The following is a 24,084-nucleotide window of genomic DNA, read 5'->3' as shown; positions in this document are numbered from 1 at the left end:
GCGTGAGCAACCGGATCGGTGAAGAGAGAAGTCGCGGCTTCTGGCCACTGGCAGTGGTGTTCGCGCTGTTCGTGTTGTTTCTCTACGGCCCGATGATCACGATCTTCGTGCTCAGCTTCCAGGGCCCGGAGGGCGGGCTCACCTTTCCGCTGCGCGGCGTGTCGCTGCACTGGTTCCACAAGCTCGCCGAAGGGCTCGGCACGGTGGACATCGGCGCGGCGTTCCGCCGTTCGATGCTGCTCGGCGCGGTTGTGATGCTGTTCACCGTGGTGCTCTCGGTGCTCGCAGGGCTGGCGTTCCGCAAGAAACTCAAGGGCGGCAATGCGCTCTTCTTCATCACCATTGCGAGCCTCATCATGCCGTCGATCATCGTGTCGCTCGGCATCGGGCTGCAGTTTCGTCTGCTCGACAGCGGCATCAAGGGCGCGCTCACCGCGCTCGATGCCACCAGCACGCTGGAGAACTACGGCACCGCGCTGGGCCTGCTGACCTCGGCACTCGGCGCGCATCTCACGTGGACGCTGCCCTTCGGGCTCCTGATCATGTTCGCGGTGTTCAACCGCTTCAACCCGGCCTACGAGGAAGCTGCCCGCGATCTGGGCGCGACGCCTTGGCAGAGCTTCTTGCATGTGGTGCTGCCGCTGATCGGGCCCTCGGTGGTGGGCATCGGCATGTTCGGCTTCACGCTGAGTTGGGACGAGATCGCGCGCACGTCGCAAGCGATCGGCGACGTCAACACCCTGCCGCTCGAACTCCAGGGCCTGACCTCGACCGTCACTACGCCGGCCATCTATGCGCTCGGCACGGTCACGACGGTGGTGTCGTTCGCAGTGATGGCCATCGCGCTCGGTGCGGCGGCCTTGCTGCGCAGACGTTCCGCGCGGCGGCATTGATGCGGCGACAGGCATGGCGCGGCTGCTGGTCATCAATCCGAACACCTCGACATCGGTCAGCGATCTGCTGCAACGCCGCGTGAGCGCAGCGGTCGGCGGGGCGGACGTAGTTCGCACGGTCACCGCGCGATTCGGCGCGCCCTACATATCGAGCGAAGCCAGCTACGCGGTCGCGCAGCACGCAACGCTGGACGCATGGGCCGCTGCGCATGCCAATGGCGAGCGGCCCGACGCCGTGCTGATCGGCTGCTTCGGCGACCCGGGCCTCTTCGCGCTGCGCGAAGGTGCAGGCGTCGCGGTGGGTGGGCTGGCAGAGGCGTCATTCCTCGCCGGCTCGCGCCGGGGCCGCTTCGCGGTGGTCACCGGCGGCGAGGCCTGGCGGCCGATGCTCGAACGGCTGGCGTGGTCGCTCGGTTATTCGGCGTCGCTCGCAGGCATCCACACCGTGGCGCCGACCGGTGCCCAGCTGGCGGCCGATCCGGATGGCGCGCGATCGCTGCTCGCGCAGGCCTGCCGCGACGCCGTGCAACGCTTCGGCGCGCAGGCTGTCGTCCTCGGCGGTGCGGGGCTCGCCGGCATCGCGGCCGAGATTGGCGGCACGGTGCCGGTACCGCTGATCGACAGCGTGGATGCCGGTGCCGAGTGGGCCGTGGCGGCGGTCGGGACGCCTGCCTCGGGCGCGAAGGCCGCGGCGGGCTTCGGCGTTGCCTGGCAGAGCGTCTCGTGGGAACTCGAATCCTTCGGCTGATCCCTCGCCGCCCCCACCGCCAGTGCGGTCGTCCGGACCGTGCCACCATGCCCCGATGACCAGCCCGCACCACCCCCACAACGTCCAGGCCGCTTCGCTCGCCCGCCCACGACCGGTCGAGCAGATCGTCGCGGGCGTCTCCACCAGCGACGGCGACGGCGTCAAGCTCACGCGCGTGCTCCAGCACACGCTGCAGGAGCGGCTCGACCCCTACCTGATGCTCGACGCCTTCGGGAGCGACAACCCCGGCGACTACATCGGCGGCTTTCCGAGCCATCCGCATCGCGGCTTCGAAACCGTGACCTACATGATCTCGGGCCGCATGCGCCATCGCGACAGCCACGGCCACGAAGGCCTGCTGTCCAATGGCGGCGTGCAGTGGATGACCGCGGGGCGGGGCCTGGTCCACAGCGAGCTGCCGGAACAGGAAGAGGGGCTGATGGAAGGCTTCCAGCTCTGGCTCAACCTGCCTGCCAAGGACAAGATGCGCGAACCCTGGTATCGCGACATCCAGAGCGAGGAGATCCCGGAGTTCGCCACGCCCGCAGGCGTGCATGTGCGTGTGATCGCCGGGGAGAGCCATGGCGTCGCGGGCGCGATGAAGCGCGAGCGCACCGAGCCGCTCTACCTCGACATCACCCTTCCCCCCGGCGCCGAGTTCGCCCAGCCGCTGCCCGACGATCGCAACGCGCTGATCTACGTGTTCCGGGAATCGGTCTTCATCGGCAACAGCGAGATCCCGACCAAGCGCATGGCGATCATGGCCAACGAGCCCGGCAGCGACGGCGTGCTGCTGCACGCACCGGGCACCAACCACAGCCCGGCGCGAGCGCTCCTGATCGCCGGCAAGCCGCTGCGCGAGCCGATCGCGCAGTACGGCCCCTTCGTCATGAACACCCGCGAGCAGTTGATGCAGGCGGTGCAGGACTTCCAGCGCGGCAAGTTCGGCTGACCGGGCCGCGGCACGCCTTCATCTATCTTTACGCGCGCTCACCCTGGGCTCACGCTCGGGACACATGCGGCCGCCACACTTTCCTTCACCTGCTGCCCATCGGCGGCAGGCTTCTTCGAAAGGAAGCACTCTCATGATCACGTCTCGCAAAAGCCTTCTCTGTGCCGGATTGCTGGCTGCCACGGTCGCCTCGGGCGCCTTCGCGCAGGCACCGGCTGCCGCGCCCGCGGCCCAGGACCCGTCCGCCGCGCAAGCGCCGGCCAAGGGTCCGCGCGGACGGGAAGACCGCGCACAGCGCTTCGAGCAAATGAAGCAACGCCATGCGCAGCATCTCGCCGCGCTCAAGGAAAAGCTCAAGCTCACGCCGGCGCAGGAAGGCGCATGGAACACGTTTGCACAAGCCCAGCAGCTGCCGCCGGCGCCGCCCCCCGGTGCGCGCATGAATCGCGACGAGCTCGCCAAGCTGACGACGCCGCAACGCCTCGACCTCATGGAAAAGCACCGCGCCGAACGCAGCGCCATGTTCACCCAGCGCGCCGATGCGACCCGCACCTTCTACGCCGGCCTGACCCCTGACCAGCAGAAGACGTTCGACGCCGAATCGATGCGCCGCTTCGGCCCGGACGAACATGGTGGTCCCCGCCATCATCATCCGGCAGCACCTGCCAAGAACTGAACCGTTCAGCAGCCCGAGCGAAAAGCCCGCGACGCGCAAGCGCCGCGGGCTTTTCTACCTTCTCCCGGCCCGCTCCTACAGCCCGACCGAGCCGCATGTCTTACAACTGAGTCCGTGAAGCTCTCGTCCCCCGCGGAAGCCATGACGGCCCAGCCGACGTCGCTGAAGGTGATGACCGTGAATACCCACAAGGGCTTCACGGCGCTGAATCGCAGGTTCATCCTTCCGGAGCTGCGGGAAGCGGTGCGCACCGTGGGCGCGGACGTGGTGTTCCTGCAGGAGGTGCTCGGCACGCACTCGCGGCATTCGCGCAAGATCGACAACTGGCCCGAGGCGCCGCACTACGAATTCCTCGCCGACACCATGTGGCCGCAGTTCGCCTATGGCCGCAACGCGGTGTATCCGAAGGGCCACCATGGCAATGCGGTGCTGTCGAAGTTTCCGATCATCCACTACCGCAACCACGACGTCTCGGTGGTCGGTCCCGAAAAGCGCGGCCTGCTGCATTGCGTGCTGCGGCTGCCTGCGCGGCCTGTCGACGTGCACGTGATCTGCACGCACCTCGGACTGGCCGAAAACCATCGGCAGCAGCAGCTGGAGCTGCTTTGCCACATCGTGCGCGACGAGGTACCGGCGGATGCGCCGCTGATCGTCGCGGGCGACTTCAACGACTGGCGCGGCAAGGCGCACGCGATCCTCGAACAAGGCGCGGCGCTGCACGAGGTCTTCGTGCGTGCCCACGGCAGTGCGGCCAGGACGTTCCCGGCGCGCTTTCCGGTGCTGCCGCTGGATCGCATCTACGTGCGCAACGCGGCTGTGCATGCGCCCGTGGTGCTGCCGCGCAGGCCGTGGTCGCATCTGTCGGACCACGCGCCCCTGGTGGCGGAGATCGAGCTGTGAGCGCGTCGAACGGGTCGCGCTGGGTCGGCGGCAACCAGGTCGAGCTGCTCGAGAACGGCGAGCAGTACTTCCCGCGCGTCTTCGAGGCCATCCGCAATGCCCGGCGCGAGGTCGTCGTCGAGACCTTCATCCTCTTCGAGGACAAGGTCGGCCAGGCGTTGCAGGCTGCGTTGCGCGACGCGGCGCTCCGGGGCGTCAAGGTCGATGTGATGATCGATGGCTTCGGCTCGCCGGCGCTCTCGCCGGAGTTCATCGAAAGCCTCACTTCGGTGGGCATCCGGGTCAGGGTGTTCGATCCAGGCAGGCGGATCTTCGGGCAGCGCCTCAATTACTTTCGCCGCATGCACCGCAAGATCGTGGTGGTCGATGGCGCCGTGGCGTTCGTCGGCGGCATCAATTTCTCGGCGGATCACCTGCTCGACTTCGGGCCGATGGCGAAGCAGGACTATGCGGTGGCGCTGCGGGGGCCGATCGTCGGGGAGATCCATCATTTCGTGCTGAGGGAGATCGCACTCGGCGGCAAGGGCGCGAGCTGGTTCCGGCGGCGGGTCAAGGTGACCGGTCATGGACTGCCGGAACCGGAAGGCACGGCCGAGGTGCTGTTCGTGACGCGCGACAACCGGCACCACACCAACGACATCGAGCGGCACTACCGCGCCGCCATCCGCAGCGCGCGCGAACGCATCGTGATCGCCAATGCCTACTTTTTCCCGGGCTATCGACTGATCAAGGAAATGCGCCGCGCAGCGCGTCGCGGCGTCGCGGTGCACCTGATCCTGCAGGGCGAGCCCGACATGCCTTTCGTCAAGGTCGCGGCGAGCATGCTCTACCACCACCTGCTGCACGCGGGCGTCTGCATCCACGAATACGTCGACCGGCCGCTGCACGGCAAGGTGGCGCTGGCGGACGATCAGTGGAGCACCGTGGGTTCGAGCAATCTCGACCCGCTGAGCCTGTCGCTGAACCTCGAGGCGAATGTGGTCGTGCGTAGCCGGGCGTTCAACCAGGCGCTCTGGGATAAGCTGCACGACCTCATGCAGAACAGTTGCAAGCAGGTGCATACATCGGATCTCACGGAATGGAGTGCGTGGCGGCTGGTGCGCAGCTTCTTCGTCTTCCACCTGCTGCGCTGGTATCCGGCATGGGTCGGATGGTTGCCGCGCCATGTGCCGCGCCTCGAACCGCTCGGCAAGCAGGGCTCGCGCGGCGGCCCCACGCAGACGGACGTGGCGTGATGGCCAGCCCACCGGCAGCCGGCGCCGGGGCGCCCGAGGAATCGGTCGGATCGACCAACTGGGAGCACGTCAAGCGGATTGCCGCCTGGGTCTTCTTCGCGGGCGTCGTGGCGCTGATCTGGCGGCAGGCGCGCCACATCGACTGGTGGACCGTGCTGGCATCGGTGCGCGCGATTCCGTTGCCGATGCTGCTCGCGGCAGCGGTGCTGGCCTTCCTGAGCCATCTTCTCTACAGCACCTACGACCTTTTCGGCCGCCGCATGACCCACCACGATCTCGGCACCGTGCCGGTGATGGGCATCACCTTCATCAGCTACGCGTTCAACCTGAACTTCGGATCGCTGATCGGCGGCGTGGCTTTCCGCTACCGGCTGTACTCGCGGCTCGGCCTGGGGCCGAACACGATCACGCGGGTGCTGGGTTTCAGCATGCTCACCAACTGGTTCGGCTACTTCATGGTGGCCGGCGCGGCCGCCTGCTTCGCGCCGATGACCTTGCCGCCGGACTGGCGAATCGACGGCGGCGGGCTGCGCATCCTCGGCGCGGGGCTGATGCTGGTCGGCGTGGCCTACCTCGCGCTGTGCGCGGTCGCGCGCGAGCACACCTGGAACATCCGCGGCCATGAGCTGGACACGCCGCCGCTGCGAATCGCGCTGCTCCAGCTCGCGCTGTCCAGCGCCAACTGGTCGCTGATCGGAGGGATTCTCTGGTTCCTGCTCCAGTGGCAGGTGGAGTACACCACCGTGCTGTCGGTGCTTCTCGTGGCCGCGGTGGCCGGCGTCATCACGCATGTTCCGGGCGGGCTCGGCGTGCTGGAGGCGGTGTTCCTCGCGCTGCTGTCGCACCGGCTGCCGGAGGCCCGGATCCTCGGGGCGTTGCTTGCGTACCGTGCGCTCTACTACCTGCTGCCGCTCGCCGTGGCGCTGGTGTTCTACGTGGTGGCGGAGATGCACGCACGGCGCGTGCGGCGGATGCTTTCGACGTCTTCGGGCTGAGTCCCGAGCACGCCAAGCCGGCGCATCCTTCGGTCTTTTCCGCGTGAATGCCTACATAGGCGTCGGCGGGCGCGCCCTAAGTTGACGGAATGGCGCAGCACTCCGTCACGCTCGCGAGTCAGACCGACCTCCCGGGATTCCGGCGCGAAGCCCGCGCCTTGCTCGCGGGGCTCGTCCCGCCCGAGGAGGCCCAGTGGGACGCACGCGTGACACAGGAATTGCGCACCGAGGCGCGTGGCATTCAAGGGCGGCTTGAAGAAAAGCCGCCAAGCGGCGTCAATCTGGTGTTGCCGCGCTCGTTTCTGTCCCTCTGCAACATGGTGATCCTGCACCACGATCCCGCGCGCTTCGCGCTGTTGTACCGGCTGCTGTGGAGACTGGTGCACGAACCCGGCCTGCATCGCGACCCGCACGACGACGACCGGCTGCGTGCGCTGCACATGGCGCGTTCGGTACGGCGCGACATCCAGAAGATGAGGTCGCAGGTGCGCTTCAGGACCATTCGCCACACCACGGACGGCGAACCGCTGCAGATCGCGTGGTTTGCGCCGGACCACTACATCGTCGAGGCGGTTGCGCCCTTCTTCATGCGCCGGATGCCCCACGCGCGGTGGGCCGTGCTCACGCCGGAGGGCTGCGTCCGCGGATGGGGCGATTCACTCGAATTCGGACCGGGCGTGCGCGGCGAGAGCGGGATGGGCCGCGACGCGGCGGAGGCCGCGTGGCTCGATTGCTATCACCGGGTCTTCCGCGCCGATCAGGCGCCGAGCCCACTCAGTAGCGGTAAAGATAGCGAACCCGGACGAAGTTTTCGCCCGGATTCGGTTCCTTGATGCGGCCGTTGGAGAAATGCTGGATGCGCACCGACACCTCGTGCTCGCGCTGCGCACCGAAGCTGAGACCGCCGCCGATATGTTCGGTGAACTGGAAGGCGGTGCTGAACTCGCGGTCCTCGGTGCGATAAAGATGGTCCATCACCGTGCCGCCGATGCCGGCGTCGACGAACCACGGCGAACTGCCTTCGCCGAAGCGGTAGCGGACGTTGGCGATGGCGCCGATCTGGGCGTAGTTGTCGTTGCCGTTGCCGTTGGGCTTCGGTGCGCGCCAGCCACTCAGGAAAACATCCCAGTAGAAGCTCACGTCACCGCCCCACAGCAGGTGATTGGGTCCGAACGGCCGTGTCAATCCGACTGTCAGCGAGTCGGTCGACCGGCCGCTCTGCGGCGTCGTCCCTGCCTCGACGTAAATGCCCATCGCCTTGTCGTCCGGCGCAGCCTGGGCCGCCACCGAAAGCAACACGCCCCCCGCACACAGGATGGCTTTGGCGCAGGAAGTCATGTTCTTCATTCTTGGAACCCTGCGTTGAGTTTGCAATCTGCGGCAATCGTAAGGGGATATGCGGAAAGTCTGCTGAAAGTGGCGCCACAACCCAAGATAGGATGCGGCCACTATTCGTGCTGCACTGCAGCAAAAACCGTGCGAAAGGCCTATAGTTCCCTCTCGAGTCCCCTGTACCGAGAGTCCCCTGCATGTCTTCCGCCCGCTATTTCAATCCCCTGCTGCTATGGGCCGACGTCGCGGCCACGGCCAACGAAATGCTCCTTTCGTCCGGTTCCGTCATCCGGATGAGGACCGAACGTATCGCCCGGGCGGGCCTCGCGCCCAGCGACTCGGATGTCGCCGAATTGCAGCTCATGGGGCACGAGAAGCTCGCGGCAGCGAGCGAGGCTGGCGCGGCGATGGTGAACCAGCTGCACACCACGCAGTTCGCGGTCTTCAATCGCGCGGTTAGGCACTGGCTGAGCGGCGGGGTCGCGCTGTTCTCGCTCGCCACCAGCACCTCGCAGGCGCAGGCCGTGACGCATGCCGAAGCGCTCGGCACCTCGGTCGTGCGCACTGCCGAAGCCGTGAGCCAGTTGAGCAGCGCCGGCGCGCGCATCGTGCAGCGCGGCCTCAAGCCGATCCACGCGAAGGCGACGGCCAATGAGCGCCGCCTCGCGGCACCCGCCGAGAACTGAAAAAAAGTTGCGTCCGCAAAGCTTCGTGCAGGGCGAGGCTTGCTCGCCTTTGCGCATGCGGATCTCAGAGCTTGCCCAACGCACCGGCGTGACGGTGCATGCACAGGCGATGCCCATGGCCCGCACGCTCGGGCTGCTATTCACCCGGCTTTTGGCTGGTGAGGTCGAGATCGAACTGCCACTGGCCGATGCATTTACCTCACCATCTGCGCGGCGGAAGTCCTTGCGGTGGATGAACAGGGGTGCGCCACGCTGCTGGGATCGGCGCGCAACATCAAGCCGGCCTGATCCCCGATCAGCTTTCCAGCACAAGGCGCAGCAAGGTGATTTCCGACGGCGCGCCAATGCGCTTGGGCGGACCCCAGTAGCCGGTACCGCGGCTCGTGTAGACCCACATCTCCCGCAGCTTGTGCAGTCCGGCAGTGAAAGGCTGCTGGAGCGGCACGAAGAGATTCCATGGAAAGAACTGCCCGCCGTGCGTGTGGCCGGACAGCTGGAGCTGATAGCCGGCTTCCGCCGCCGCCGGTGCGCTGCGCGGCTGGTGCGCGAGCAGCACCCGCGTGTGCACCATCGGCGGCGCACCGTGGAGCGCGAGCTGCGGATCGCTCGCATGCGCGGCATCGAAATGCACGGCCGTGTAGTCGGTGACGCCGGCGACGACGAGTGCGCTCTCGAGCACTTCCTCGTCGGTCTGTGCGCCCTTCACGCTGCGCGTCTGCAGCACCACATGTTCGTTGAGCAGCACGCGCAGGCCGAGCCGGCGCAGTTCATCGATCCAGGCGTGGGCGCCGGCATAGTACTCATGGTTGCCGGTCACCACGAAGGTGCCGTGTTTCGCGCGCAGGCCCTGCAGCGGCGCGATGTGATCGCGAAGCTCCGGTACGGTGCCGTCGACGAGGTCTCCCGTGATGGCGACCATGTCGGCGCCGAGTCGGTTGACTGCATCGACGATGCGCTGGATGTAGCCGCGCCGGATCGTCGGGCCCACGTGGATGTCGCTCAGCTGCGCAATGGTGAATCCGTCCAGCGCGGCGGGCAGGTCCCGGATCGGTACGTCCACATGCACCACGTTGGCGGTGCGCCGCGCGTTGAGAAAGCCGATCGCGGTAACCGCCGTCGCGAGCACTGGCACCGCGCCGGCGCTTTTCGACAGCCAGCGCGGCCAGTCGATGCTCCATCCTGAGACCGATGCCACCGCCCAGGTGATCAGCAAGCCCGCGTCGCGCGCGAGCGTGAGCACGAACATGGACGAGAACCAGCCCATGCTCAGCAGCCCGATCCACTTCCAGCCGTCGCCGAGGCGACGAGCGCCCGAACGCCTGCTCGCGAACGGCAGGGGCATGGTCGCGGCCGAAATGACCAGCGCGATCACCAGCAGCACCGCCCAACCTGTCCAGTTCCCGGCGAGCGCGGGCAGCAACCGCAGGCCGATGTAGACATGCAGGAGCGTGGTCAGGAGGATGAGTGGTCGAAGCGGCATCGGTTCTGGCGGGACGGAAAAATCCGGACACACCAAATGCGAGCGATCCGCTCCACATTCAAGGTGCGTGCCACCTTGTCCGACGCAATTTCAAGGCAGGTTGCTTGCGCGAACCTGATGATGGTTCTGGCGAGATCCTCGCGAGGGTTGGCCGGCGGATCTTGCGCCGGGGTAGGCTCAGTCGCCCGTGCTGACGGCCGCCTGGTGTTCAGGACGCTGCCCGCCCATCGCCGAGGCGAAATCCACGTTCGACGGCCACATGAACACGGCCTTGGCGGCAACGCCGTTGAAGACGACCAGCGGCTGCGTCAGCGTGACACCGCCCATCGTCGCCTCGATTTCGTACGCACCGGGATCGAGCCGCGCGAGCATGTAGGGCGATCCGGTATCGGCCTGCATCACCTCGCGTCCGTTGTAGCGCTCACGCACGGTGATGTGCACGTCGGACGGAAAGCGAACATTCCGGCCGGCACGGTTGATGCCGAACTCCAGCGTGGCCGCCCATCGCGGCGAGACGGTCTGCATGAACGCCGCTTCTTCGCTGGTCCTGCCCCCGCACATGTACTCGATGCCCTGCGCCATCCGGATCGGGGGATTGGTCAGGGCTTGTGCCGAAGTGAATGCGCCCAGCATCACCACCGCGGCCCACAGGGGCCGCCAAGACCGGTTGGGGTTCATTTTGCTGTCCTCTTGCTCGACTCGAATGGCGTGAAATCCGCCGGAGATTTTGCTTAGCAAGAGTCGGGCTAGGAATAGCGTTTACGCGCAGTTCCTGCCCCGGACAGCGGCGAGCGATCGATGATCGATCGCTCGCGGCCGATCAAACGTCGATGTTCGCCGCCCGCAGCGCGTTCTGCTCGATGAAGTCGCGCCGTGGCTCGACCTCGTCGCCCATCAGCATGGTGAACACGCGGTCGGCTTCGATCGCGTCGTCGATCTGGACGCGCAGCAGGCGCCGCACGGTCGGATCCATGGTGGTTTCCCACAACTGCTCGGGGTTCATCTCGCCCAGGCCCTTGTAGCGCTGGCGCGAGGTCGCGTTCTCGGCCTGGCCGATCAGCCAGCGCATGGCTTCGCGGAAGTCGCTGACCTTCTCTTCCTTGGCCTTTTCGCCTTCGCCGCGGCGAACGATGGCACCCTCGCCGAGCAGGTTGTGGAAGGTCTTGGCGGCTTCAGCCAGCGCGGCGTAGTCGGCCCCGTGCACGAAATCCTGCGTGAGCACGCTGCTCTTGATGTTGCCGTGATGGCGGCGGCTGACACGCAGCAGCGGCTTGTCGGTGCGTGCGTCGAATTCGCTCGACACGTCGGCGGGTGCGCCGGTGGTGTTGAGCTCGCGCAGCTTGTTCTGCAGCGCGACAGCCGAGGCTTCGGCAGAGGCCGTGGTGTCGAGGTCGAGCGCCACGCCGTCGGCAATCGCACGCAGCGCGGCGGTGTCGAGGAAGACGCCGAGCCTCGCGATCACCGCTTCGGCGAGCTGGTGCTTGCGAGCCAGGTCGGCCAGCGCGTCGCCGGCGAGTGTGGTCGGGTTGCTGCCGCCGGTCAGGACGCTTGCATCCTTCAGTGCGACCTTGAGGAGGAAGGTGTCGAGCGCGGGGCCGTCCTTGAGGTACTGCTCTTCCTTGCCGACCTTCACCTTGTAGAGCGGCGGCTGGGCGATGTAGATGTGGCCGCGTTCGACCAGTTCCGGCATCTGCCGGTAGAAGAACGTCAGGAGCAGCGTGCGGATGTGCGCGCCGTCCACGTCCGCGTCGGTCATGATGATGATGCGGTGGTAGCGCAGCTTGGCGACGTTGAAGTCGTCCGCCCCGCCAGCGGCCGTGGTTGCACCTGCGCGGCCGATGCCGGTGCCCAGTGCGGTGATCATGGTCAGGATTTCGTTGCTGGTCAGCAGCTTCTCGTAGCGTGCCTTCTCGACGTTCAGGATCTTGCCGCGCAGCGGGAGGATCGCCTGGAACTTCCGGTCGCGGCCCTGCTTGGCCGAGCCGCCTGCGGAGTCACCCTCCACCAGGTAGATCTCGCACAGAGCCGGGTCCTTCTCCTGGCAGTCGGCCAGCTTGCCCGGCAGGCCCATGCCGTCGAGCACGCCCTTGCGGCGCGTCATCTCGCGGGCCTTGCGCGCGGCTTCGCGGGCGCGGGCCGCCTCGACGATCTTGCCGCAGATGATCTTCGCGTCGTTCGGGCGTTCCTGGAGGTAGTCGGTCAGCAGGCGCCCGACGATGTCCTCGACCGGCGCGCGCACTTCGCTCGACACCAGCTTGTCCTTGGTCTGGCTCGAGAACTTCGGCTCAGGCACCTTGACGCTCAGCACGCAGCACAGGCCTTCGCGCATGTCGTCGCCGGTCACTTCGACCTTGGCTTTCTTGGCCAGCTCGTTCTCTTCGATGTACTTGTTGATGACCCGCGTCATCGCCGCGCGCAAACCAGTGAGGTGGGTGCCGCCGTCACGTTGCGGGATGTTGTTGGTGAAGCAGAGAACCTGCTCGTTGTAGCCGCTGTTCCACTGCATCGCGACCTCGACGCCGATGTGCGTGCCGGGAATGCCGCCGTAGGTATCGGCCGGCTTCTCGCCCGCCGCGTAGAACACGTTGGGATGCAGGATTGTCTTGCCCTTGTTGATGAACTCGACGAAGCCCTTGACGCCACCGGCGCCCGAGAAGTCGTCTTCCTTGCCGGTGCGCTCGTCGACCAGGCGGATGCGCACGCCGTTGTTCAGGAAGCTCAGCTCGCGCAGCCGCTTGCTCAGGATCTCGTAGTGGAAGTCCGAGTTTTCCTTGAAGATTTCCGTGTCCGGCAGGAAGTGCACCTCGGTGCCGCGCTTCTCGGTTTCGCCGGTGACCTTCATCGGCGAAACCTCGACGCCGTTCACCGTCTCGAGGAGGCGGTTCTGGACGAAGCCCTTGCTGAATTCGAGCGTGTGGACCTTGCCTTCGCGGCGCACCGTGAGGCGCAGCATCTTGGAGAGCGCGTTCACGCAGCTCACGCCCACGCCGTGCAGGCCACCCGAGACCTTGTAGCTGTTCTGGTTGAACTTGCCGCCCGCGTGCAGCTCGGTCAGCGCGATTTCGGCCGCCGAGCGCTTCGGCTCGTGCTTGTCGTCCATCTTGATCCCGGTCGGAATGCCGCGGCCGTTGTCGGTGACCGAGATCGAGTTGTCGGTATGGATCGTGACGACGATGTCGTCGCAATAGCCCGCAAGCGCTTCGTCGATCGAGTTGTCGACCACCTCGAACACCAGGTGGTGCAGGCCGGTGCCGTCGGAGGTGTCGCCGATGTACATACCCGGCCGCTTGCGCACGGCTTCGAGGCCCTCGAGGATCGTGATGGAGCCCTCGCCGTAGGAGGTGTCGCTGTCCGGAGTCACCTCGATCGGAATCGCGCTGTCGATTTCAGGGGTGTAAACCGGCTCGGTGTGCGGCACGTCCGGCTTGTTTTCTTCGCTCATCAGACTCTTTCAAGTCGGTGCACGGGCACCGAAAAATTCGGGAGATACCGCGGAACCGGCTTTGCCGGGCCGCTGGTATCGCCCCCTGCAAGGGGGAAGGCGCGCGCGACACGAAGTGCGCGAAGCCTGGGGGTGTGCTAAATCCTCATCGGCATCACGACGTACTTGAACGACGCGTTCTCCGGGATCGTCATCAGCACGGAGCTGTTCGAATCCTGCAGGTCCAGCTTCACCATGTCCTGGCTCATGTTGGACAGGGCGTCGATGAGATAGGTCACGTTGAAGCCGATCTCGATCGTGTCACCGCCGTAGTCGATGTCGAGCTCGTCCTGCGCCTCTTCCTGCTCGGCATTGTTCGAGGCGATGCGCAGCGTGCCCGGCTCGATGTTCAGGCGCACGCCCTTGAACTTCTCGCTCGTCAGGATCGCGGTGCGCTGCAGGCTGGCCAAGAGCGGTGCGCGACCCAGCGTGACGGAGTTCTTGTGGTTCTTGGGGATCACTCGGTTGTAGTCCGGGAACTTGCCCTCGACCAGCTTGGTGACGAACTCCATGCCGCCGAAGGCGAACTTCGCCTGGTTGTTCGCGAATTGCATCTCGATCGCGCCTTCGGCGTCGGAGAGCAGGCGTTGCATCTCGAGCACCGTCTTGCGCGGCAGGATCACTTCCTGGCGCGGCACCTCGACGTCGAGCGTGGCCGATGCAAAGGCCAGTCGATGGCCGTCGGTCGCCACGAGGCTCAACTGCTTGCCTTCGGCAACGAACAGGATGCCGTTGAGGTAGTAGCGGATGTCATGCACCGCCATCGCAAACGACACCTGGCCCAGAAGATCCTTGAGCGTCTTCTGCGGCACGCTGAAGACCGGGCCGAAATTGGCGGATTCCTGCACCAGCGGGAAATCCTCGGCCGGCAGCGACTGCAGCGTGAAGCGGCTCTTGCCGCCCTTCAGCACGAGCTTGCTGGCGTTCGATTCGAGGCTCACCGTCTGGTCCGACGGCATGGTGCGAAGGATGTCGATCAACTTGCGCGCGCCCACGGTCGTCGTGAAATTGCCTTCGTCCCCGCCGAGCTCCGCCTGCGTGCGGATCTGGATTTCCAGGTCGCTGGTCGTGAGCTGAAGCTGACCGCCCGTCTTGCGGATCAGCACGTTGGCGAGGATCGGCAGCGTGTGCCGCCGCTCCACGATGCCGGACACCGATTGCAGTGCCGCCAGGACTTTGTCTTGCGTTGCCTTCAAAACGATCATGTCTTACCTCTTCCTTTATTTCTTTAATTCAAATTGGTAGTAGTAGATAAGGGACGCCCCGCACTGTGGACAGCGCGATTTTCCGCTTCTGCGACAAGGACTTGGCGTCGCGCAACAGGTGTGTGCAGCCGTGCTTCGGTGCTGTCGCGGCGAGACGAACAACATCCGTTCGCGCGGTGGCTCTGTGGACAACCCGTCATTTGTGCCGAGACTTTCCCCAGAGTTGTGCTTTGACAGCGTCGACGGATTGTGCGCGGGCGCCCATCGATCATCCCTTGAGCGTCTGCTCCAGCACGTGCAGCTGCTGGTTCAACTCGGTCAGTTGCTGGCGCTCGCCGGAAATCTTGCGCACCGCATGCAGCACCGTCGTGTGGTCGCGGCCTCCGAAGAGTTCGCCGATTTCCGGCAGGCTCTTCTGCGTCAGTTCCTTGGCGAGGTACATCGCGATCTGGCGTGGCCGCGCGATCGAGGCCGGCCGCTTCTTCGAATACATGTCGGCGACCTTGATCTTGTAGTAGTCGGCCACCGTCTTCTGGATGTTCTCCACCGAGATCTGGCGGTTCTGGATCGACAGCAGGTCGCGCAGCGCCTCGCGCGCGAGCGCGATGGAGATTTCCTTCTGGTTGAAGCGCGAGTACGCGAGGATCTTGCGCAGCGCCCCTTCGAGTTCGCGCACGTTGGAACGCACGTTCTTCGCCACGAAGAACGCGACCTCCTCCGGCATCTCGGCGCTTTCGGCGCGCGCCTTGTTGATCAGGATGGCCACGCGCATCTCGAGTTCGGGCGGCTCGATCGCGACCGTCAGGCCCGAATCGAAGCGTGACACGAGACGCTCGTGGATGTCCGCCAGCCCCTTCGGATAGGTGTCGCTCGTCATGACGATGTGCGACTTCTTCGCGAGCAGGGCCTCGAAGGCGTTGAAGAACTCTTCCTGCGTGCGGTCCTTGTTCGCGAAGAACTGGACGTCGTCGATCAGCAGCAGGTCGAGCGAGTGGTAGCGCTCCTTGAATTCGTCGAAGGTCTTGCGCTGGTACGCTTTGACCACATCCGACACAAATTGCTCGGCGTGGATGTAGAGAACTTTTGCGTCCGGACGATCGGCCAGCAGCCTGTTACCCACAGCGTGCATCAAGTGGGTCTTGCCGAGACCGACGCCACCATAGATGAACAGAGGGTTGTACAGGTGGCCCGGCGTGGTTGCCACATGCATGGCTGCGGCGCGTGCCATTCGGTTCGCGGTACCTTCGACGAGATTCTCGAAAGTCAGTCCGGAATTCAGGCGGTTCTTGAAAGCCGAGCTCGCCGGGTCCTCACCGGGGCTCGGCAGGTCACGCGGCACCTCGACGTCGGAGACAACCGCCAAGGATGTCGGCCGGGAAACGATTTCCCGAGGAGCAAGCGCTAACTCAATGACGATGGGCTGGCCGTAGATCTTCTCGGCCATCGACGCGATCTTGCCCGCATACTGCGCACGGATCCAGTCGAGCTTGAAGCGGTTCGCGACGAAAACGGTGACCCGCGAAAAGTCGTCCGCGACCTTGGCGGTCAGCGGTTTGATCCAGGTGTTGAATTGCTGTTCGGACAGCTCCTGCGCGAGCTGGTCGACGCAGGCCTGCCAGAGGCTGTCACCGATGCCGTCACTCGGCATGGGTGCTTTGAAAAGTGGTTTGTCCCTCAGCCATCTTTCGTGTTCGTGTTGTGGATAGTCGCACCCGCGATGCGCCTTGGATTCTAACTTGTCAAAGACTTATCCACACCGTTCGGGCGGTGATGGAAAGGCGAAGAAACGTCGATCGGGATTGTCGGCTTCCCGAATGTTTGCGATAATCGCGGGTTTCCCTGAAAACCTCTTTGTGTGTTTCGGGGGTATCTCGGGTCGGGAGCCGTTCCTTCGAGTCTTGGAAGACTGGAAGAGGCGCACCGAACCTGCCGGGACCGATCCCGGCCACACCAGGAAAATCATCATGAAACGCACTTATCAAGCATCCAAGACCCGCCGCGCCCGTACCCACGGTTTTCTGGTCCGCATGAAGACCCGTGGTGGTCGCGCCGTCATCAACGCGCGCCGCGCCAAGGGCCGCAAGCGCCTGTCCGTCTAACGGCACCCCGGCGCCGTTGCCAGTCGTACCGCCTGCGCCCCCGCGAAACGACGGCGCCCTGCGGTTCGCTTCCATGCAGCGGCTCAAGACCCGCGCGCAGTTCCAGGCCGTACTCGCAGGTGCCACCGTGGCGCGCACTGCCCACTTCGCACTGCACCGTTGCCCGCTTGACGCTCCGTCCGGCGCGGCTTCGCTGTTTTCTGCGCAGGATGTCTGGGTGGGCGCCATGGTGCCCAAGCGCTGGGCGCGCCGCGCGGTCACCCGCAATGCGATCAAACGGCAGATCTACAACGTGACCGCCGCGTCCGAAGCCTCGTTGCCGCCTGCGGCACACGTGGTGCGCCTGCGCGCCGGTTTCGATCGCAAGCAATTCGTGAGCGCGGTATCCGACAAGCTCAAGGCCGCGGTGCGGGCCGAACTCCAGCTCCTGCTGGAGCGGGCCGCTGCGGCGCGCGCATGATGCAGCGCCTCCTCATCGGTCTCGTCAAGGCCTATCGTCTGCTGCTGAGTCCCTGGCTCGGGCAGGCCTGCCGCTTCGAGCCGACCTGTTCCGTCTACGCCATCAGCGCGCTCGAACAGCACGGCGCGCTGGCTGGCAGCTATCTCACACTGCGCCGGATCTGCCGTTGCCAACCCTGGTGCCAGGGCGGCCACGATCCGGTTCCCCCCAAGGCACAGCACCCCGCATCGCGGCCGGGGCTGTTCGCCTTCCTCACTTCCGACGACAAGAAGTCTTCTTCATGAACGATATACGCCGCACCATTCTGTGGGTGATCTTTGGCTTCTCGCTGGTGCTGCTGTGGGACCAATGGCAGGTCTACACCGGTCACCGGCCGACCTTCCTCCCGTCGGCGAAGACCGCCGCGACCGAGCCGGCCAGCGCGCCCGCAGCGCCGGCTGCATCGACCAGCGGTGTGCCGGCTGCGGGTTCCTCGGCCAATGCCGCGGTGCCGCAACAAGCCGCGGCGCCAGCGATCGGTGAACGCGTGACGGTCACCACCGACGTCTTCAAGGCGACCATCGACGGCGAAGGCGGCACGCTTTCGGAGCTGCAGCTGCTCAATTTCGTCGACCAGACCAACAACCACGGTCTCGTCGAATGGGCTCGCCGCCTCGTGGGCCTGCCGGTCGCCGAGAACGAATCGCACCCGGTCACGCTCATGGAGAACGGCTCGCCGGCCACGCGCTACGTGGCGCAGACGGGCCTGCTCAATCAGGTCCAGACCGGCGAGCGCTTTCCGAACCACTTGACGCTGATGACGCCGCGCAGCGGCCCGCGCCAGTTGACTGAAGGCCAGAAGACGCTCGAGGTCGCGTTCGAATCGCAACCCGTCGGCGGCCTGAAGTACGTCAAGACCTACGTGTTCCAGCGTGGCGACTACTCCATCCACGTCAAGCACGAGATCGTCAACGTGAGCAACCAGCCGGTGGACGCGCAGCTCTACCTGCAGTTCATTCGCCACGGCACGGTTGCCTCGAGCACGATGTTCGGCACCAACACCTTCACCGGCCCGGCCATCTTCACGGAGCAGAAGAAGTTCCAGAAGATCAACTTCACGGACATCACGAAGAACAAGGTCGAGCTCCCCGCGCCCGCCACCAACGGCTGGGTCGCGATGGTGCAGCACTACTTCGTTTCGGCGTGGCTGCTCAACGTGCCGGGCAGCGACGCGCTCAAGCGCGAGTTCCGTGTCGCGGATCTCGGCAACAACCTGTTCTCGGTCGCCATGGTGCTCGACGTGCCCAAGCTCGCACCGGGCGCCACGCAACTGATCGAATCCAACCTGTTCGCCGGTCCCGAGGAAGAAAAGAAGCTCGAATCGCTCGCGACCGGCCTCGAACTGGTCAAGGACTACGGGATCTTCGCGATCATCTCCAAGCCGCTGTACTGGCTGCTCAACCAGTTGCACGGCATCCTCGGCAACTGGGGCTGGTCCATCGTCGCGCTGGTGGTGCTGCTGAAGGCGGCGTTCTACTGGCTCAACGCCAAGGCGTACGCCAGCATGGCCAAGATGAAGGCCATCAATCCGCGGATCATGGAAATGCGCGAGCGGCTGAAGGACAAGCCGCAGGAGATGCAGCAGGAGATGATGCGCATCTACCGTGAGGAAAAGGTCAACCCGATGGGCGGCTGCTTCCCGATCCTGATCCAGATTCCGGTGTTCATCGCCCTGTACTGGGTGCTGCTGTCGTCGGTCGAAATGCGCCATGCGCCGTGGATTCTGTGGATCAAGGACCTTTCGGCGCCCGATCCGTGGTTCATCCTGCCGGCCGTGATGACCGCGACCTCGCTGTTCCAGACCTGGCTCAACCCGACGCCGCCGGACCCGATGCAGGCCAAGCTGATGTGGATCATGCCGCTCGCGTTCAGCGTGATGTTCATCTTCTTCCCGGCTGGTCTGGTGCTGTACTGGATCACGAACAACGTGCTGTCGATCGCGCAGCAGTGGTTCATCAACAAACGCCTCGGCGTGCTCGGCAACAAGCCGTCAAAGTAAGAGTCAACGCACTTCATTCAGAAAAGGGCCGCGCAAGCGGCCCTTCTTGCTGGACTTGCTGGAAGAATTGCCGTCATGCTCGCGCGCACCTCCGATCCGATCATTGCCGTCGCCACTGCGCCCGGGCGGGGTGCCGTCGGCATCGTGCGGATCTCCGGCCCGCAGATGGCACCGCTCATCGCGGCCATTTGTGCACGCCCATTGAAGGCGCGTGAGGCGACCTACCTGCCCTTTCGCGACGCAGAGGGGATGCCCGTCGATCACGGGCTGGCGATCCACTTTCCCGCTCCCCATTCGTTCACCGGCGAGGACGTGCTCGAACTGCAGGCGCATGGCGGACCGGTCGTGCTGCAGCTGTTGCTGGCCCGCTGTCTCGAAGCGGCGGCCGAGTTCGATGTCGCCAGTGGCGGGGCGCGCCTCCCCGGCCTGCGGGTGGCCGAGCCCGGCGAATTCAGCCAGCGCGCCTTCCTGAACGGCAAGATCGACCTGGCCCAGGCCGAGGCAATCGCCGACCTGATCGATGCCAGTACCGAGGCCGCCGCGCGCAGCGCCGGCCGGTCGCTTTCTGGCGCGTTCTCCCAGGAAATTCATGGCCTGCTCGACGCATTGGTCCGCCTGCGGATGCTGGTCGAGGCCACGCTGGACTTTCCCGACGAGGAGATCGACTTTCTTCAGGAAGCCGATGCCATCGGCCAACTCGCAGCGCTGAAGACGCAACTGGCCGCCGTGCAAAGCCGCGCACGCCAGGGTGCATTGCTGCGCGAAGGCATCAGGGTGGTGATCGCCGGTCAGCCCAACGCCGGTAAGAGCTCACTGCTCAACGCGCTGGCGGGTGCCGAACTGGCGATCGTGAGTTCGGTCGCCGGCACCACGCGCGACGTGGTTTCGGAAACCATCCAGATCCACGGCGTGCCACTGCATGTGGTCGATACGGCCGGATTGCGCGAGAGCGTCGACGAGGTCGAGCAGATCGGCATCGCGCGCGCCTGGGGCCAGATCGAAGGCGCCGACGCGGTGCTCTTCCTTCATGACCTGACGCGCACCGCGCTGCCGGACTATGCGGGCGCCGACGCCGAAATCACGCGTGACCTCGAAGATCGCCTGCCTGCCGGCGTGCCCGTGATCGACGTCTGGAGCAAGCTCGACGCTGCAGCGACTGCGGCGCCCGCGACCGGCGTGAGCCTCTCGGCGAAGACCGGTTTCGGCATCGAGGCGCTGCGCACCCGCCTGCTCGAGGTGGCGGGCTGGCAGGCCGTGCCCGAAGGGGTCTACCTAGCGCGGGCGCGCCATGTCCAGGCCCTGACGCGGGTCGAGCAGCACATCGACATCGCGGCGGAGCACCTCGCGGAACGCGCCCAGTCGCTCGATCTGCTCGCGGAAGAGCTGCGGCTCGCGCAAAACGCCCTCAACGAAATCACCGGTGAGTTCGGCGCCGACGACCTGCTTGGCGTGATCTTTTCCCGCTTTTGTATTGGGAAATAACCACGCTCGTGAGTGTTTGTGACATTTGTCACCACACATTCGCGCTTTCGCGGATACTTCCGCTCGATCAGCAGGGCCTCATCACGATGTCTTCCAGCATTCAAGATCTTTGCCGCGCCATCGCCCAGAACACCAGCTACGACGCCTTCGCGCCTGCCTTCAACGCGCAGCAGTGGGAGACCGTCGGCAGCTACCTGCAGCCCTTCGACCTCGCCGTGGGCCAGGTGCTGATCGACCAGGGTGCCCATGACCGCACCCTCTTCTTCATCGAAAGCGGCGCGCTGAGCGTCCATGTGATCGGCGACAAGGGCCAGATGCAGCTCGCCATCCTCAACCCGGGTTCCGTGGTGGGCGAAGGCGCGTTCTTTTCCAGGCTGCCGCGTTCGGCCAATGTGATCGCCACCGGAGCCGCGCGCGTCTGGCGTTTGACTGCGCTGCGCTTCGGCGAGATGTCCAACCGGCAACCCTCGCTCGCACTGGAACTGACCATGAGTCTGGGTGCGGTCATCGCGAAGCGGATGGTCAACAAGCCCAAGCGGGTGGCCGTGACCTGATCCGGCATGCCGGCGACTTGCACCGAATGCCGCACGTCGAACCGGGACGGGGCCAAGTTCTGCAAGGGCTGCGGGCGCAGGCTCAGGGCGGCCCACTCGCAAGAGGAATGGCCGGCCACGCAGCGCATGTCCTATCGCGGCGAGGACCTGCAGTTGCGAGGCGCCGACGCTGCCCTTGCGATTCCCCGCCGCACCCGGACGGTGCCTCCCGCTTCCGTCAGGCCCCCCGCGGCCCCGCCGCGTGGTCGTGAAGCAGCGCCAGCGGCGACACGAGCAAGTGCCGCTGCCAAGGCGGCGGACGGCGCCCGGCCGCATCGCAGGAACAGGTCGGTCTTTGGGGTCGCCCTGGCGGTCGTGCTGATCGCCGCGGCCGGCTGGTACGCCATCGGATCGCACCAAGGGGTTCCGGCGCCGGCGATGCCGGCAAACCCGGTGGTCGTCCCTCCTCCCGCGCCGGTCCCGGAGCCGGCATCGCCTGCACCTGAGCCGCCGACCGTCATTTCCGAGCCCGAGCTCGCGCCCGAGCCTCGATCGGTCCTTGCGGAACCGGCCACGCCGGCGAAGCAGCTCGCCGCACCCAGGGTGCGCAAACCGGCGGTGGCGCCACCGGCAGCGCCTTCAGCGCCTGCGGAAGCCCAGGCGCCGGCTCCCGCGCCGGCACCCGAAGCCGCACCGCCGGCAAATCCTCAAGCCTTGTGTGGCGGTCTGAATTTCATCTCGCGCGCCCGGTGCATGGCGGCGCAATGCGCCAAGCCCGAATTCACCGCCCATCCCCAGTGCGACGCGGTGCGGCGCCAACAGCAGATCGAGGAAGAAAAGCGCAATCCGTCGCTGCTCAACTGAGCCGCGCGCGGCAGCGCCGCATCAGCCCTTTTGCAGCTTGTCGATGGCCATGGCCAGCGCGCCGGGCTTTCCCGACAGCACCAGCGTGTCGCCATCCGCAAGCACTGCGTCGTCCGTCGCATCGGCGGTCTTGCCGTCGCGGCGGCGCAGGCTTGCGACGCGCACGCCCAGAGCTTCGAGCGCCAACCGTGCCAGTGGCTGGCCGATTGCGCGGGCGCCGGCCGAGAGCGTGAAAGTGTTGAGCCGCTCGTGATCCAGCTCGTCGGCCTTGTCGTCGTCGGCGCCGTGGAAATAGCCACGCAGCAGGTTGTAGCGCGCGTCGCGCTGGTCTTGCACCACCCGGATCACGCGCCGCATCGGAACTCCGACCAGCGCCAGCGCATGGCTCGCGAGCATGAGCGAGCCTTCGATCGCCTCGGGCACCACTTCGGTCGCACCCGCCGCCTGCAGCTTTTCGAGATCGCGGTCGTCCTGGGTCCGGACGATGACCGGCACCTGCGGTGCGTGCGCGCGTGCATTCGCGAGCACCTTGAGCGCCCCTGGTACGTCGTGGTAGGTGACGACCAGGGCGCTCGCCCGCGCGAGGCCCGCCGCCATCAGCGCCTGCAGCCGCGACGCATCGCCGAAGACGACCGAGTCGCCGGCGGCAGCGGCCTGCCGGACGCGGTCGGGATCGAGGTCGAGCGCCAGGTAGGGAATCCCTTCGCGTTCCAGGACGCGCGCCATGTTCTGTCCGCAGCGCCCGTAGCCGCAGATGATCACGTGCTGCGCTGTGTTGATCGTCTTGCGGGCGATCTGCGTCATCTGCAGCGACTGCTGGAGCCAGTCGCTGGCGACCAGCCGCCGGACGATGCGATTGCTGTACATGATGATGAACGGCGTCGACAGCATCGACAGGACCATCGACGCGAGTACCGGATTCACCAGCCACTCGGGCAGAAGGCTCTTGCCCTGCGCCAGCGCGAGCAGCACGAAGCCGAACTCCCCCGCTTGCGCCAGGTAGAGGCCTGTGCGCAGCGACACGCCTGTCGTTGCGCCCAGCAGTCGGGCGAGCACGGTGACCAGCGTCAGCTTGAAGGTCAAGGGCAGCAGGAGCAGCAGCACCACCAGGGCCCAGTGCTGCACGACGACGTGCCAGTCGAGCGACATGCCGATCGTGATGAAGAAAAGACCCAGCAGCACGTCGTGGAACGGGCGGATGTCCGTTTCCACCTGGTGCTTGAACTCGGTCTCCGACACCAGCATGCCGGCGACGAAGGCGCCCAGCGCCAGGCTCAGGCCGGCCAAATCCGTCAGCCAGGCCAGGCCCAGCGTGACCAGCAGCAGGTTGAGCATGAAGAGTTCGTCGCTGCGCCGGCGCGCGACGAGAGTCAACCACCACCGCATGATGCGCGGTCCGCCGTAGAGCAGCACGGCGATCAGCAATGCCGCCTTGAGGACGGCGATCGCGAGCGCCTTCAGAAGTGCTTCGGGCGGTGCGCCCAGCGCGGGGATGATGACCAGCAGTGGAACCACTGCCAGATCCTGGAACAGCAACACGCCCATGACCCGTTTGCCGTGCTCGCTGTCGAGCTCCAGGCGTTCGGCCATCAGCTTCACGACGATCGCCGTGCTGCTCATCGCGAGCGCGCCGGAGAGCACCAGCGCCGTCTGCCAGTTCAGCTGCCGGGCGGCCGGCAGCAGCGTGGACACCAGCAGCGCGCCGGCGGTCGCGATCGCGATGGTCAGCACCACCTGCAGCAACCCCAGGCCGAACACATGCTTGCGCATCGCCCGCAGCTTGGGCAGGCTGAATTCGAGTCCGATCACGAACATCAGGAAGACCACGCCGAACTCGCCCAGGTGCTGGATGCCTTCGGAGTTCTGCGCGAGCGCGAAGGCGTGCGGCCCGATCAGCACGCCGGCCGTCAGATAGCCCAGCATCGGCGGCAGCTTGAGGAACCGGCACGCGACCACGCCGATCACTGCAGCCAGCAGATACATCAGGGTGAGATCGAACGAGGTCATGAGCCGATGCTACTGAAT

23 protein-coding genes are annotated in these 24,084 nt (G+C 65.8%); 16 read left to right on the top strand and 7 right to left on the bottom strand.

Going from position 1 to position 24,084, the window contains the following annotated elements; genetic code table 11:
- The first annotated feature begins 2 nt into the window (after positions 1–2).
- From BLW05_RS29975 to BLW05_RS29940, 8 genes are all read left to right on the top strand, one after another.
- On the top strand, positions 3–893 hold the full coding sequence (locus BLW05_RS29975) for an ABC transporter permease (RefSeq protein ID WP_093167558.1): 891 nt from the start codon (positions 3–5) through the stop codon (positions 891–893).
- Between the two features lie 13 nt (positions 894–906).
- A complete protein-coding gene (locus BLW05_RS29970) occupies positions 907–1,641 on the top strand; it encodes an aspartate/glutamate racemase family protein (RefSeq protein WP_093167556.1) in 735 nt (244 codons plus the stop codon).
- Between the two features lie 55 nt (positions 1,642–1,696).
- A complete protein-coding gene (locus BLW05_RS29965) occupies positions 1,697–2,593 on the top strand; it encodes a pirin family protein (protein ID WP_093167554.1) in 897 nt (298 codons plus the stop codon).
- A gap of 133 nt (positions 2,594–2,726) precedes the next feature.
- The gene (locus BLW05_RS29960; RefSeq protein ID WP_093167552.1) at positions 2,727–3,269 is read left to right on the top strand and encodes a Spy/CpxP family protein refolding chaperone; all 543 of its coding nucleotides are present in this window, start codon (positions 2,727–2,729) and stop codon (positions 3,267–3,269) included.
- Positions 3,270–3,410: 141 nt separating this feature from the next.
- Positions 3,411–4,169 (top strand): endonuclease/exonuclease/phosphatase family protein, encoded by a 759-nt coding sequence (locus tag BLW05_RS29955; protein ID WP_093167550.1) that lies wholly within the window; start codon positions 3,411–3,413, stop codon positions 4,167–4,169.
- Positions 4,166–5,404: a cardiolipin synthase ClsB gene (clsB, locus tag BLW05_RS29950; RefSeq protein WP_093167548.1), complete on the top strand. Its 1,239-nt coding sequence runs from the start codon at positions 4,166–4,168 to the stop codon at positions 5,402–5,404. Before BLW05_RS29955 ends, clsB begins: the two co-directional genes overlap by 4 nt.
- Positions 5,404–6,399 carry a lysylphosphatidylglycerol synthase domain-containing protein gene (locus BLW05_RS29945; RefSeq protein ID WP_093167546.1) on the top strand — a complete coding sequence of 332 codons (996 nt, stop codon included), beginning with the start codon at positions 5,404–5,406 and terminating at the stop codon, positions 6,397–6,399. The genes clsB and BLW05_RS29945 overlap by 1 nt, the downstream gene beginning before the upstream one ends.
- An 89-nt stretch (positions 6,400–6,488) precedes the next feature.
- Positions 6,489–7,232, top strand: coding sequence for a DUF4130 domain-containing protein (locus BLW05_RS29940; RefSeq protein WP_093167544.1), 744 nt, complete (start codon positions 6,489–6,491; stop codon positions 7,230–7,232).
- Here the strand turns inward: BLW05_RS29940 and BLW05_RS29935 are convergent.
- Positions 7,174–7,737, bottom strand: a complete 564-nt coding sequence (locus tag BLW05_RS29935) for an acyloxyacyl hydrolase (RefSeq protein ID WP_256330556.1) — start codon at positions 7,735–7,737, stop codon at positions 7,174–7,176. The two genes, BLW05_RS29940 and BLW05_RS29935, sit on opposite strands and share 59 nt — an antisense overlap.
- Positions 7,738–7,928: 191 nt before the next feature.
- Here BLW05_RS29935 and BLW05_RS29930 point away from each other — a divergent pair, with 191 nt between their 5' ends.
- Entirely contained in the window at positions 7,929–8,417 is a 489-nt protein-coding gene (locus tag BLW05_RS29930) for a polyhydroxyalkanoate granule-associated phasin (protein ID WP_093167540.1), read from the top strand.
- Between the two features lie 295 nt (positions 8,418–8,712).
- Here BLW05_RS29930 and BLW05_RS29925 read toward each other — a convergent pair whose 3' ends face one another.
- From BLW05_RS29925 to dnaA, 5 genes are all read right to left on the bottom strand, one after another.
- The gene (locus BLW05_RS29925) at positions 8,713–9,897 is read right to left on the bottom strand and encodes a metallophosphoesterase (protein WP_093167538.1); all 1,185 of its coding nucleotides are present in this window, start codon (positions 9,895–9,897) and stop codon (positions 8,713–8,715) included.
- 177 nt (positions 9,898–10,074) lie between these two features.
- Positions 10,075–10,575, bottom strand: a complete 501-nt coding sequence (locus BLW05_RS29920) for a hypothetical protein (protein WP_093167536.1) — start codon at positions 10,573–10,575, stop codon at positions 10,075–10,077.
- Positions 10,576–10,717: 142 nt separating this feature from the next.
- Positions 10,718–13,339: a DNA topoisomerase (ATP-hydrolyzing) subunit B gene (gene gyrB / locus BLW05_RS29915; RefSeq protein WP_177142861.1), complete on the bottom strand. Its 2,622-nt coding sequence runs from the start codon at positions 13,337–13,339 to the stop codon at positions 10,718–10,720.
- A 137-nt stretch (positions 13,340–13,476) separates the two neighbouring features.
- Complete coding sequence (dnaN, locus tag BLW05_RS29910; protein ID WP_093167533.1) at positions 13,477–14,583, bottom strand: DNA polymerase III subunit beta; 1,107 nt, start codon at positions 14,581–14,583, stop codon at positions 13,477–13,479.
- A 268-nt stretch (positions 14,584–14,851) separates the two neighbouring features.
- A complete protein-coding gene (dnaA, locus tag BLW05_RS29905; protein WP_093167531.1) occupies positions 14,852–16,231 on the bottom strand; it encodes a chromosomal replication initiator protein DnaA in 1,380 nt (459 codons plus the stop codon).
- 316 nt (positions 16,232–16,547) lie between these two features.
- Between dnaA and rpmH the strand changes: the two genes are divergently transcribed.
- The 7 genes from rpmH to BLW05_RS29870 all read left to right on the top strand — a co-directional run bounded on the left by rpmH (position 16,548) and on the right by BLW05_RS29870 (position 22,059).
- Positions 16,548–16,682 (top strand): 50S ribosomal protein L34, encoded by a 135-nt coding sequence (rpmH, locus tag BLW05_RS29900; protein WP_088958522.1) that lies wholly within the window; start codon positions 16,548–16,550, stop codon positions 16,680–16,682.
- A gap of 73 nt (positions 16,683–16,755) precedes the next feature.
- Positions 16,756–17,142: a ribonuclease P protein component gene (locus BLW05_RS29895; protein ID WP_093167529.1), complete on the top strand. Its 387-nt coding sequence runs from the start codon at positions 16,756–16,758 to the stop codon at positions 17,140–17,142.
- On the top strand, positions 17,139–17,426 hold the full coding sequence (gene yidD, locus BLW05_RS29890) for a membrane protein insertion efficiency factor YidD (protein ID WP_093167527.1): 288 nt from the start codon (positions 17,139–17,141) through the stop codon (positions 17,424–17,426). The genes BLW05_RS29895 and yidD overlap by 4 nt, the downstream gene beginning before the upstream one ends.
- Complete coding sequence (gene yidC / locus BLW05_RS29885) at positions 17,423–19,180, top strand: membrane protein insertase YidC (RefSeq protein WP_093167525.1); 1,758 nt, start codon at positions 17,423–17,425, stop codon at positions 19,178–19,180. Before yidD ends, yidC begins: the two co-directional genes overlap by 4 nt.
- 75 nt (positions 19,181–19,255) lie before the next feature.
- Positions 19,256–20,662 carry a tRNA uridine-5-carboxymethylaminomethyl(34) synthesis GTPase MnmE gene (mnmE, locus tag BLW05_RS29880; protein WP_093167523.1) on the top strand — a complete coding sequence of 469 codons (1,407 nt, stop codon included), beginning with the start codon at positions 19,256–19,258 and terminating at the stop codon, positions 20,660–20,662.
- Positions 20,663–20,748: 86 nt separating this feature from the next.
- Positions 20,749–21,216 (top strand): Crp/Fnr family transcriptional regulator, encoded by a 468-nt coding sequence (locus BLW05_RS29875; protein ID WP_093167521.1) that lies wholly within the window; start codon positions 20,749–20,751, stop codon positions 21,214–21,216.
- 354 nt (positions 21,217–21,570) lie between these two features.
- A complete protein-coding gene (locus BLW05_RS29870; RefSeq protein WP_093167520.1) occupies positions 21,571–22,059 on the top strand; it encodes a hypothetical protein in 489 nt (162 codons plus the stop codon).
- A 21-nt stretch (positions 22,060–22,080) separates the two neighbouring features.
- On the opposite strand, the gene BLW05_RS29865 is transcribed toward BLW05_RS29870, so the two are convergent.
- Positions 22,081–24,066 (bottom strand): monovalent cation:proton antiporter family protein, encoded by a 1,986-nt coding sequence (locus tag BLW05_RS29865; RefSeq protein ID WP_093167518.1) that lies wholly within the window; start codon positions 24,064–24,066, stop codon positions 22,081–22,083.
- Positions 24,067–24,084: the final 18 nt, after the last annotated feature.

Source organism: Variovorax sp. YR216, assembly GCF_900107745.1.
In the GTDB taxonomy this organism is placed as follows: domain Bacteria; phylum Pseudomonadota; class Gammaproteobacteria; order Burkholderiales; family Burkholderiaceae_C; genus Variovorax.
This window is presented reverse-complemented; position numbering and strand designations above follow the sequence as displayed.

Excerpts from the sequence above, each read along its gene's own strand:
- yidC (WP_093167525.1), top strand. The coding sequence starts at position 17,423 with ATGAACGATATACGCCGCACCATTCTGTGGGTGATCTTTGGCTTCTCG.
- gyrB (WP_177142861.1), bottom strand. The coding sequence starts at position 13,339 with ATGAGCGAAGAAAACAAGCCGGACGTGCCGCACACCGAGCCGGTTTAC.
- dnaA (WP_093167531.1), bottom strand. The coding sequence starts at position 16,231 with ATGCCGAGTGACGGCATCGGTGACAGCCTCTGGCAGGCCTGCGTCGAC.
- BLW05_RS29955 (WP_093167550.1), top strand. The coding sequence starts at position 3,411 with ATGACGGCCCAGCCGACGTCGCTGAAGGTGATGACCGTGAATACCCAC.
- BLW05_RS29920 (WP_093167536.1), bottom strand. The coding sequence starts at position 10,575 with ATGAACCCCAACCGGTCTTGGCGGCCCCTGTGGGCCGCGGTGGTGATG.
- dnaN (WP_093167533.1), bottom strand. The coding sequence starts at position 14,583 with ATGATCGTTTTGAAGGCAACGCAAGACAAAGTCCTGGCGGCACTGCAA.
- BLW05_RS29865 (WP_093167518.1), bottom strand. The coding sequence starts at position 24,066 with ATGACCTCGTTCGATCTCACCCTGATGTATCTGCTGGCTGCAGTGATC.
- BLW05_RS29945 (WP_093167546.1), top strand. The coding sequence starts at position 5,404 with ATGGCCAGCCCACCGGCAGCCGGCGCCGGGGCGCCCGAGGAATCGGTC.
- yidD (WP_093167527.1), top strand. The coding sequence starts at position 17,139 with ATGATGCAGCGCCTCCTCATCGGTCTCGTCAAGGCCTATCGTCTGCTG.
- BLW05_RS29930 (WP_093167540.1), top strand. The coding sequence starts at position 7,929 with ATGTCTTCCGCCCGCTATTTCAATCCCCTGCTGCTATGGGCCGACGTC.
- BLW05_RS29970 (WP_093167556.1), top strand. The coding sequence starts at position 907 with ATGGCGCGGCTGCTGGTCATCAATCCGAACACCTCGACATCGGTCAGC.
- BLW05_RS29965 (WP_093167554.1), top strand. The coding sequence starts at position 1,697 with ATGACCAGCCCGCACCACCCCCACAACGTCCAGGCCGCTTCGCTCGCC.
- BLW05_RS29960 (WP_093167552.1), top strand. The coding sequence starts at position 2,727 with ATGATCACGTCTCGCAAAAGCCTTCTCTGTGCCGGATTGCTGGCTGCC.
- BLW05_RS29940 (WP_093167544.1), top strand. The coding sequence starts at position 6,489 with ATGGCGCAGCACTCCGTCACGCTCGCGAGTCAGACCGACCTCCCGGGA.
- BLW05_RS29895 (WP_093167529.1), top strand. The coding sequence starts at position 16,756 with ATGCAGCGGCTCAAGACCCGCGCGCAGTTCCAGGCCGTACTCGCAGGT.
- BLW05_RS29925 (WP_093167538.1), bottom strand. The coding sequence starts at position 9,897 with ATGCCGCTTCGACCACTCATCCTCCTGACCACGCTCCTGCATGTCTAC.
- rpmH (WP_088958522.1), top strand. The coding sequence starts at position 16,548 with ATGAAACGCACTTATCAAGCATCCAAGACCCGCCGCGCCCGTACCCAC.
- BLW05_RS29875 (WP_093167521.1), top strand. The coding sequence starts at position 20,749 with ATGTCTTCCAGCATTCAAGATCTTTGCCGCGCCATCGCCCAGAACACC.
- mnmE (WP_093167523.1), top strand. The coding sequence starts at position 19,256 with ATGCTCGCGCGCACCTCCGATCCGATCATTGCCGTCGCCACTGCGCCC.
- BLW05_RS29935 (WP_256330556.1), bottom strand. The coding sequence starts at position 7,737 with ATGACTTCCTGCGCCAAAGCCATCCTGTGTGCGGGGGGCGTGTTGCTT.